This window comes from Spirillospora sp. NPDC049652, assembly GCF_040675125.1.
Lineage (GTDB): Bacteria > Actinomycetota > Actinomycetes > Streptosporangiales > Streptosporangiaceae > Spirillospora.
On sequence record NZ_JBFAOF010000297.1, the window covers coordinates 1 to 7,584 of the forward strand.

Sequence of the window (7,584 nt, forward strand, 5' to 3'; positions counted from 1 at the left end):
CACGGCGGTGCGCCCGGCGGCGATCGCGGCGACGACCGCCTCCGGCGAGCCGTCCTCGGCGAGCACCCAGGTGGTCGGCTCGCCGAGCGTCTTGTGCTGGCCCGGGTCGTGGAAGTCGCTGCCGCCGAGCGCGACGGTGTCGTCCCGCCAGAGCGCGGCCCAGGCGAGCGGCGCGCCCCACGTCCGGTCCCACCAGGACGAATGCCACAGTTCGACGTGCCGGGTCCGCGCGTCCGGCGGGACGTCGTGCCGCCACGCGCAGTCCCCGGACAGCGGATGGTTGACCGACAGGACGCCGCCGCCGCCCGGGTCCCACTCGGCCGCCGGACGCCGGAAGTCGATCCAGCCGGTGTCGCCGAACACGTTGGCGTGCCCGTGGTCGGTCGTGACCTCCTGCCCCGGCACCAGGACGATCCCCGCGTGCTTGGAGACGCCGGGTAGCTCGGGATGGTGGCTGACGGTGTTGTGGTCGGTGACCGCGAGGAAGTCCAGGCCCTGCTTCACGGCGAGGCCGGCCAGCTCGGGCACGGTCAGCGTCCCGTCGCTGTGCACGGTGTGCGCGTGCAGGTCGCCCGCCATCCACCGCAGCCCGGACGGCTCGGGCAGCCCCTCCCGCCGCGCCGGACGGTCCGTCACGGCGGGCGGCGGCAGCGTCTCGGGACGGCCGGGCGCGCGGTCGTCCAGGGTGATCTCGACCGTGTACGGGACGCCGTCCGGCGGGATCCGGTGCAGCCGCAGCCACACCTGCCACTCCCCCGGCTCCGGTTCGCCCGGCAGGTAGCCGGGCGTCGCCCAGTCCGCCGCGACCGTGTAGGCGTCGCGCGCGCCGCCGGACCAGCCCCGGAACCCGCCCGGCCCGCCGCAGCCGAGGTCGATGACCCCGCCCGCGTGGCTCAGCCGGACGGTCAGCGCGGCCGTGCCCGGCGGCACCTCGAACGGCAGCTCGCGCATGGCCCGTTCGAGCCGGTCCTCCAGCGTCCAGACGCCCTCGAACCGGATCATGCCGCCGCCGCGACGTCGTTGGTCATGAGCTCTCCTCCGCGATAGAGCAGGGCCCGGCCGGGCCGCGGGCTCGCCCATCCCTCGTCCCCCGGCCGGGGCTCGGCGTCCTCCGGGACGACCACGTGGACGAGCACGCCGCCGCCGTCGGTCTCAAGGGTCACCAGTGAGCTGGTACCCAGGTTCTCCACCACCACGACACGGCCGTGGAACGCCCCGTCCACGGGAGCCGCCGAGAAGTCGAGGTACTCGGGCCGGACGCCGTACACGACCTGCTCGCCGTCCCCGACCCGGACCGGGGGCCGCAACCGCGCCCCGGCCGCCTCGACCAGCCCGTCCACGACCCGCGCCTCCACCAGGTTCATCGGCGTCGAGCCGATGAACGAGGCGACGAACAGGTTCGCCGGCCGCCGGAACACCTCGGCGGGCGTCCCGACCTGCCGGATCCGGCCCGCCTCCATGACCGCGATCCGGTCGGCCATCGCCAGCGCCTCCGCCTGGTCGTGCGTGACGAACAGCGTGGTCACGCCCAGCTCGTGCTGGAGCTTCTTGAGGAACGTGCGGGCCTCCAGGCGCAGCCGCGCGTCCAGGTTGGACAGCGGCTCGTCCAGCAGGAACACCGTCGGCCGCGCCGCCATCGCGCGGGCGAGGGCCACCCGCTGCTGCTGCCCGCCGCTCAGCTCCGCCGGACGGCGCTCCAGCAGCTCCGACAGCCCGAGCGACGCGGCGACGTCCGCCGCCGCCGCGTGCCGCTCCGCCTTCCCCGCCTTCTTGATCCGCAGCGGGTAGGCGATGTTGTCGGCGACGGTCATGTGCGGGAACAGCGCGTAGTCCTGGAACACCATGCCGACGTCGCGGCGGCCCGGCGGCAGCCGCGTCACGTCGCGGTCGCCGATCCGGACCGTCCCGGACGTGGCGGTCTCCAGCCCCGCGATCGTCCGCAGCAGCGTCGTCTTGCCGCACCCCGACGGCCCGAGCAGCGCGAAGAACGCGCCGTCCGGGACGGCCAGGTCCAGCCCGTCCACCGCCCGGACGCCGCCGGGGTAGTCCTTGGTCAGCGCGCTCAGCTCGACACCGGTCACCGCTTGATCCCTCCGTGGAACCGGAACCCGTACCGGCGGCTGACCAGCAGGTACATCACCACCACGGGCACCGAGTAGAGCAGCGAGAACGCCCCGATGAGGGCCAGGTCCGGCTGGCCGCCCTCGGTGTAGAAGGTGTACATGATCACCGAGGCGGGGGCCTTGTCCGGATCGCGCAGCAGCAGGAACGGCATCAGGAAGTCGCCCCACACCTGCGCGACCGTCCAGATCCCGACCATCGCCAGGCCCGGCCGGATCACCGGGACGACCACGTGCCGCAGCGTCTGCAGCGGCGAGGCCCCGAACACCCGCGCCGCCTCCTCGTAGGACGCGGGCGTCGCGTCGGTGAAGTCCTTGAGCAGGAAGATCGCCGTGGGCAGCAGCCCGCCGGACAGCACCAGCACCACGCCGAGATGCGAGTCGACCAGGTGCAGCTGGGTGGCCAGCAGGAAGATCGGCACCATCGCGGCCGTCCCGGTGATGATCGACGACAGCAGGAGCAGCAGGTAGAGCAGGACGTCCCGGCCGGGCAGCCGGACCCGGCTGAGCGCGTACGCGGCGAGCGCGGCGAGCACCACCACGACCGCCGCCGTGCCCGCCGCGAGGATCGCCGAGTTCCGCAGCGACCGCAGCGCGTACGGGTCGTCCAGCAGGATCCGGAAGTTCTCCAGCGTGAAGCTCGGCAGCGACACCTTGATCTTCGGGTCGGCGTTGAACGGCGCGCTGGCCAGCCAGAGCATCGGCAGCGCGAAGAACGCGAGCACGAGCGACACGAACGTGGACGCGGCGAGCCGCCGCAGCGCCGCCCTCATGCCCGCCTCCGCCGCAGCGCCCGCAGGTAGGCGAACGCGATGGCCAGGTTGACCAGCAGCATGACCAGGGAGATCGCCGCGCCGAAGCCGAGCCGTCCCTCGCCGAGCGCGGTCCGGTACACGTAGACCGACATGACCTCCGACCGGTTCTCCGGCCCGCCCGCGGTGATCAGGTAGGGGGTGAAGTCGTTGAACGTCCACAGGCTGACCAGCAGCAGGCTCGTCAGGACGTGCCCGCGGATCCTCGGCAGCACCGCGTCGCGCAGCGTCTGCCAGGTGGACGCGCCCGCCAGCTTCGCCGTCTCCAGATGGGACGGCGGAACGTTCCCGAGCGCGGCCGTGTAGAGCATCATCGAGAACGCCGTCCCGCGCCACACGTTGAACACGATGACGCTCGCCATCGGATGGTCCAGCAGCCAGGCGGTGCCGGGCGTGCCGAGCATCGCGTTCAGCGTCCCGCCGTCCCGGTCCAGCAGCGCCAGCCACAGGAAAGCGACGACCGAGCCGGGCAGGATCCAGGCGAGCAGCACCAGCGCCTCGACGGTGCGCCGCGCGGCCGCCGGACGCTCCCGCATCACCCACGCGACGGCGAACCCGAGCACGGTCTGCCCGAGCACCGCCGACCCGCCGACGAACTCCAGCGTCAGCCACAGCGAGTTGTGGAACCGCCCGTCGGCGAGCACGTCGGTGTAGTTGCGGACGCCCACGAAGTGCGGATGCGTCGCCGCGAGGCCGGTCAGCCGGTAGTCGGTGACGCCCAGGTACAGCGTCCACAGCGCCGGGAACACCAGGAAGACCAGGATGAGCACCAGCGCCGGGGCGACGAACGCGGCCGCGCGCCGCCGCCCCAGGCCGACGACGTCGGCGGCCTCCGCCCTCGCGGGCTCAGCCCGCGTTGACGCTGCCGGGACCACCGACGATCCCCTCCAGCTTCCTGGTGTACTGCCCGGCCGCGTCCTCGGGGCTGTGCCCGGCGACGATGCCCGCCGTCGCCTCCTGCAGCGCCGTCGACACCTGCGTGTACGCCGCGAGCCCCGGCCGGAACAGGGTGACCGGCAGCACCTTCTGCGCGACGAACGACAGGAACGGGTCGTTCCTCAGCGCCTCGGCGTTCACGTCGTTGCGCGAGGTGACCTCGGGGTTCCCGGCGATCCGCGCCTTCACCACGTCCGGCCGGTTCAGGTACGCCAGCAGGTCGAACGCCTGCTGCGGGTACTTGGTGTGCGGGTTGACCGCGGCGACCGACCCGCCGGACATGCTCACGAACGACCGTCCCCCGACGCCCTTGCCGGGCGCCGACGCCGGGATCAGCGCGTAGCCGACCGCCTGGTCGCGGTCGGGCATCCTGGCGATGCCGTCCTTGGGGTTCAGCACCGCCCGCCAGAGGTAGACGCCCTCCAGCAGGACGCCGATCTTGTTGTTCGCGAACTCCTCGAACGACTTGTCCCGGCCCTTGGCCTCCTCCTGCAGCTTCTTGTCCCCGAGCCCCTCCGGCCCGTAGAGCTGCCGGTAGAAGCCCAGGACCTGCTTCATCGCGGCCCCGCCGCCCGTCCACTTGCCGCCGGAGTAGATCTGCGCGCCCGCCCCCGCGAGCAGCGGCAGGACGCCCTGCGTCGTGGTCGCCTCGCCCATCGCCGTCCCGGCATTGATCTGCAGCGGCGTGACGCCGGGCAGCTTCTTCAGCGCCCGCCCGGCGGCGAGGATCTCGTCCCAGCTGCGGGGCTGCCAGTTCACCGGAAGCCCCGCCTGCGCGAACAGCTTCTTGTTGTAGAACAGCACGCGCCCGTCGGTGGACGGCGGGATTCCGTACCGCTTGCCCTGGAACGATCCCAATTGCTGGACCGAAGAACTGATCTGGCTCCAGCCGTCCCAGGAGTCGGCCCGCGCCCCCACCACGTCGGCGAGCGGCTTGACGTATCCGGCCTGCGCGAACTCGCCCACCCAGATCCCGTCCAGGCTGACGATGTCCGCCCCCGCCTTGGACTTCAGGTCGAGCGCGGTCTTGGTCTTGTAGGCGTCGTCGTCCACCCCGTAGCCGTGGTAGACGACCTTCACGCGCAGCCCCTTGGCCTTCTCGGCGGCCACGAACCCGGGGATGACGGTCTTGGTGATCCAGGACGCCTCGGCGTCGTTCTTGCCGCCGACGATGGCGTTGCGGGCGATCGTGAGGGTGAACGTCTTGGCCTTGGCGTTGCGCTGCGGGTCGGTCGAGGACGAACCGCCCCCGCAGGATGAGACGGCCGCGCCCACCAGGAGAAAGGCGAGCGCGGCCGTGAGCCGTGGGTCGGGTCGGGAGCTCGTGAACCGTCCGGAGATGTGCACGGTGACCTCCAACAGGCGTCACCGCTAACGTGACTGATGAGACGCGGGACGTAAAGGCCCTAAAAGATCTCCAGTCCGCCCGGGCGCCCGGTCAGGGGTCGACCAGCTCCGCGGAGCGGGCCGCGAAGACCTCCATCGCCTTCAGCGTGATCGGCCCCGGCGCGGCCGGCAGCACCGTGCCGTCCACCTTCCGGATCGGTTGCACGTTCCTGGTCGTGGACGCGAGGAACGCCTCCTCCGCCCGGTACAGCTCCGACAGCGGGACGTCGCGCTCGACGCCGCCGCACCACTCCAGCACCAGGGCGCGCGTCACGCCCGCCAGGCAGCCCGCCTCCAGCGTCGGCGTGACGAGCTCACCGTCCAGGACGAGGAAGACGTTGGTGCCGGTGCCCTCGCACAGGTTCCCGGCGAGATTCCCGAAGATCGCCTCGCCGCCGCCGCGCTCCCTGGCGTAGGCGAGCGACAGGGCGTTCTCGGCATAGGACGTCGTCTTCAGCCCCGACAGCGCGCCGCGCTCGTTGCGCGCCCACGGCACCACGACCACGTCGGCGGTCTCGGGGAACGGGTTCTGCTCAGCCACGATGACCGTGGTGGTCGTCCCGTCCTTGCCGCGCTCGGAGCCGAGCGGCCCCGGGCCGGAGGTGTAGGTGATCCGGATCCGGGCGAGCGGCCACTCCGGGGCGGTCGCGAGGGCCTCCCGGACGCCGCCGGCGAGCGCCGCCTCGTCCGGCGCGGGCAGCCCGAGCCCGGCCGCCGAGCGGGCCAGCCGCCTCAGGTGCCGGGTCAGCGCGAACGGCTCGCCGTCCACGGCCTTGACCGTCTCGAACACGCCGTCGCCGACCAGAACGCCGTGGTCGAAGACCGACACGACCGCCTCGTCGGGATCCAGCAGGGCCCCGTTGACCCACACCTTCGCCCGCTCACCGCTCACCGGATGCCACCTCCAGAAGCCGAGCCGCCTTCAGCTCGGTCTCGTTCCATTCTCCCAGCGCGTCGGACCCCCAGGTGATCCCGGCCCCGGTCCCGAACCGCAGGAACCCGTCCTCGGCCCAGAACGTCCGGATGCCGACCGCGAGCGCGCCGCGCCGCCGGTCCGCGTCCACCCAGCCGACCGCGCCGCAGTACGGTCCGCGCGGCACCGGCTCCAGCGCCTCCAGCAGCGCCAGCGCGCTCGCCTTCGGCGCGCCGGTCACCGATCCCGGCGGGAACGTCGCCTCGATCAGCTCCGGCCATCCCGCCCCTGGCTCCAGCTCCGCCCGGACGGTCGAGACCAGATGCACCAGCCCCGGATACTCCTCCGCCGCCAGCAGCTCCGGCACCGTCACCGACCCGACCGCCGCGACCCGCCCGAGGTCGTTGCGGACGAGGTCGACGATCATCACGTTCTCGGCCCGGTCCTTGGGCAGCAGGTCCGCCTCGGTCCGCCCGGTGCCCTTGATCGGCTTGGACGTCACGACCCGTCCCGCCCGCTCCAGGTACAGCTCGGGCGACGCCGACGCCACCGCCATCCCCGGCAGCCGCACCGTCATCGCGTACCGCCCCGGATTCCCCTTGGCCAGCCGCGCGCCGAGGCCCGCGATGTCGGCTCCGTCCGGCAGCGGCGCCGCCAGGACCCGGCACAGGTTCGCCTGGTAGACCACGCCGTCGGCGATCGCCGCGCGGATCCGCTCGACGCCCCGCATGTACTCGCCCCGGTCCAGCGACGAACGCCACTCCCCCGGCGGGCGCCAGGGGCCGTCGGGGTGCGGCGCGGGCCGGACGTCCTCGAACCGCGCGCAGGTGATCTTGCCCTCGTAGCTCACGACGACCGCCCACCAGCCACGCGAGTCCAGCGCCGCCGGATCGCTGGTCACCTCGGCCAGTCCGGTCGCGAGCATCCCACCGACATGCGCGAACATGGCCCCAGTCTGCCGCGCCGGCGCGACCGCCTCGGCCACCGCCCGCCCGCTGCCTCCCGGCTCGGGCCTAACGATCAGCCAGGACGCAGCCGAACGAGTCGGCGAGGCCCGTGCGGCCGGCCTCGGTGACGATCAGCGCCCGGCGCTCGCTCCCCCGCTCGAACCAGCCGAGGCCGATCATCCGCGTGGTCAGGGCCGCGCCGAGCGCGCCGTTCAGGTGCGGGCGGCGTTCGGTCCAGTCCAGGCAGGCCCCCGCGAACCGCCGCTTCGTCCCCCGCAGCGCGGCGACGTCGAGCCCGATCTCCTCGAGCCGGTGGTCGCCCTTCTCCGTCGTCTCATACGGGACGCCCGTCCCGACCGGACGGCCGCCGTCCGGCTCGATCATCCCGCCGTCCAGCAGGGCCGCGAACAGCGCCACCCCGGCCTCCCCGGCCAGGCGGCTGCACACGGCCCGCACGTGCTACGACCACC

Annotated in this window: 8 protein-coding genes; all 8 read right to left on the bottom strand. The window is 73.1% G+C overall.

Annotated elements, in window-relative coordinates:
• On the bottom strand, window positions 1-1,002 hold a 1,002-nt coding region (locus AB0J52_RS19835), incomplete at its 3' end, for a CehA/McbA family metallohydrolase (RefSeq protein ID WP_500183068.1).
• Entirely contained in the window at window positions 999-2,081 is a 1,083-nt protein-coding gene (locus AB0J52_RS19840) for an ABC transporter ATP-binding protein (protein ID WP_500183069.1), read from the bottom strand. The genes AB0J52_RS19835 and AB0J52_RS19840, both read right to left, overlap by 4 nt.
• On the bottom strand, window positions 2,078-2,893 hold the full coding sequence (locus AB0J52_RS19845) for a carbohydrate ABC transporter permease (RefSeq protein WP_500183070.1): 816 nt from the start codon (window positions 2,891-2,893) through the stop codon (window positions 2,078-2,080). The genes AB0J52_RS19840 and AB0J52_RS19845 overlap by 4 nt, the downstream gene beginning before the upstream one ends.
• Window positions 2,890-3,807, bottom strand: a complete 918-nt coding sequence (locus AB0J52_RS19850) for a carbohydrate ABC transporter permease (protein WP_500183071.1) — start codon at window positions 3,805-3,807, stop codon at window positions 2,890-2,892. The genes AB0J52_RS19845 and AB0J52_RS19850 overlap by 4 nt, the downstream gene beginning before the upstream one ends.
• Window positions 3,779-5,227: an extracellular solute-binding protein gene (locus tag AB0J52_RS19855; protein WP_500183072.1), complete on the bottom strand. Its 1,449-nt coding sequence runs from the start codon at window positions 5,225-5,227 to the stop codon at window positions 3,779-3,781. Before AB0J52_RS19855 ends, AB0J52_RS19850 begins: the two co-directional genes overlap by 29 nt.
• Window positions 5,228-5,306: 79 nt before the next feature.
• Window positions 5,307-6,146, bottom strand: coding sequence for an aminotransferase class IV (locus tag AB0J52_RS19860; RefSeq protein ID WP_500183073.1), 840 nt, complete (start codon window positions 6,144-6,146; stop codon window positions 5,307-5,309).
• The gene (locus AB0J52_RS19865) at window positions 6,136-7,113 is read right to left on the bottom strand and encodes a chorismate-binding protein (RefSeq protein ID WP_500183074.1); all 978 of its coding nucleotides are present in this window, start codon (window positions 7,111-7,113) and stop codon (window positions 6,136-6,138) included. The genes AB0J52_RS19860 and AB0J52_RS19865 overlap by 11 nt, the downstream gene beginning before the upstream one ends.
• Window positions 7,114-7,180: 67 nt before the next feature.
• Complete coding sequence (locus tag AB0J52_RS19870; RefSeq protein WP_500183075.1) at window positions 7,181-7,561, bottom strand: hypothetical protein; 381 nt, start codon at window positions 7,559-7,561, stop codon at window positions 7,181-7,183.
• Window positions 7,562-7,584: the final 23 nt, after the last annotated feature.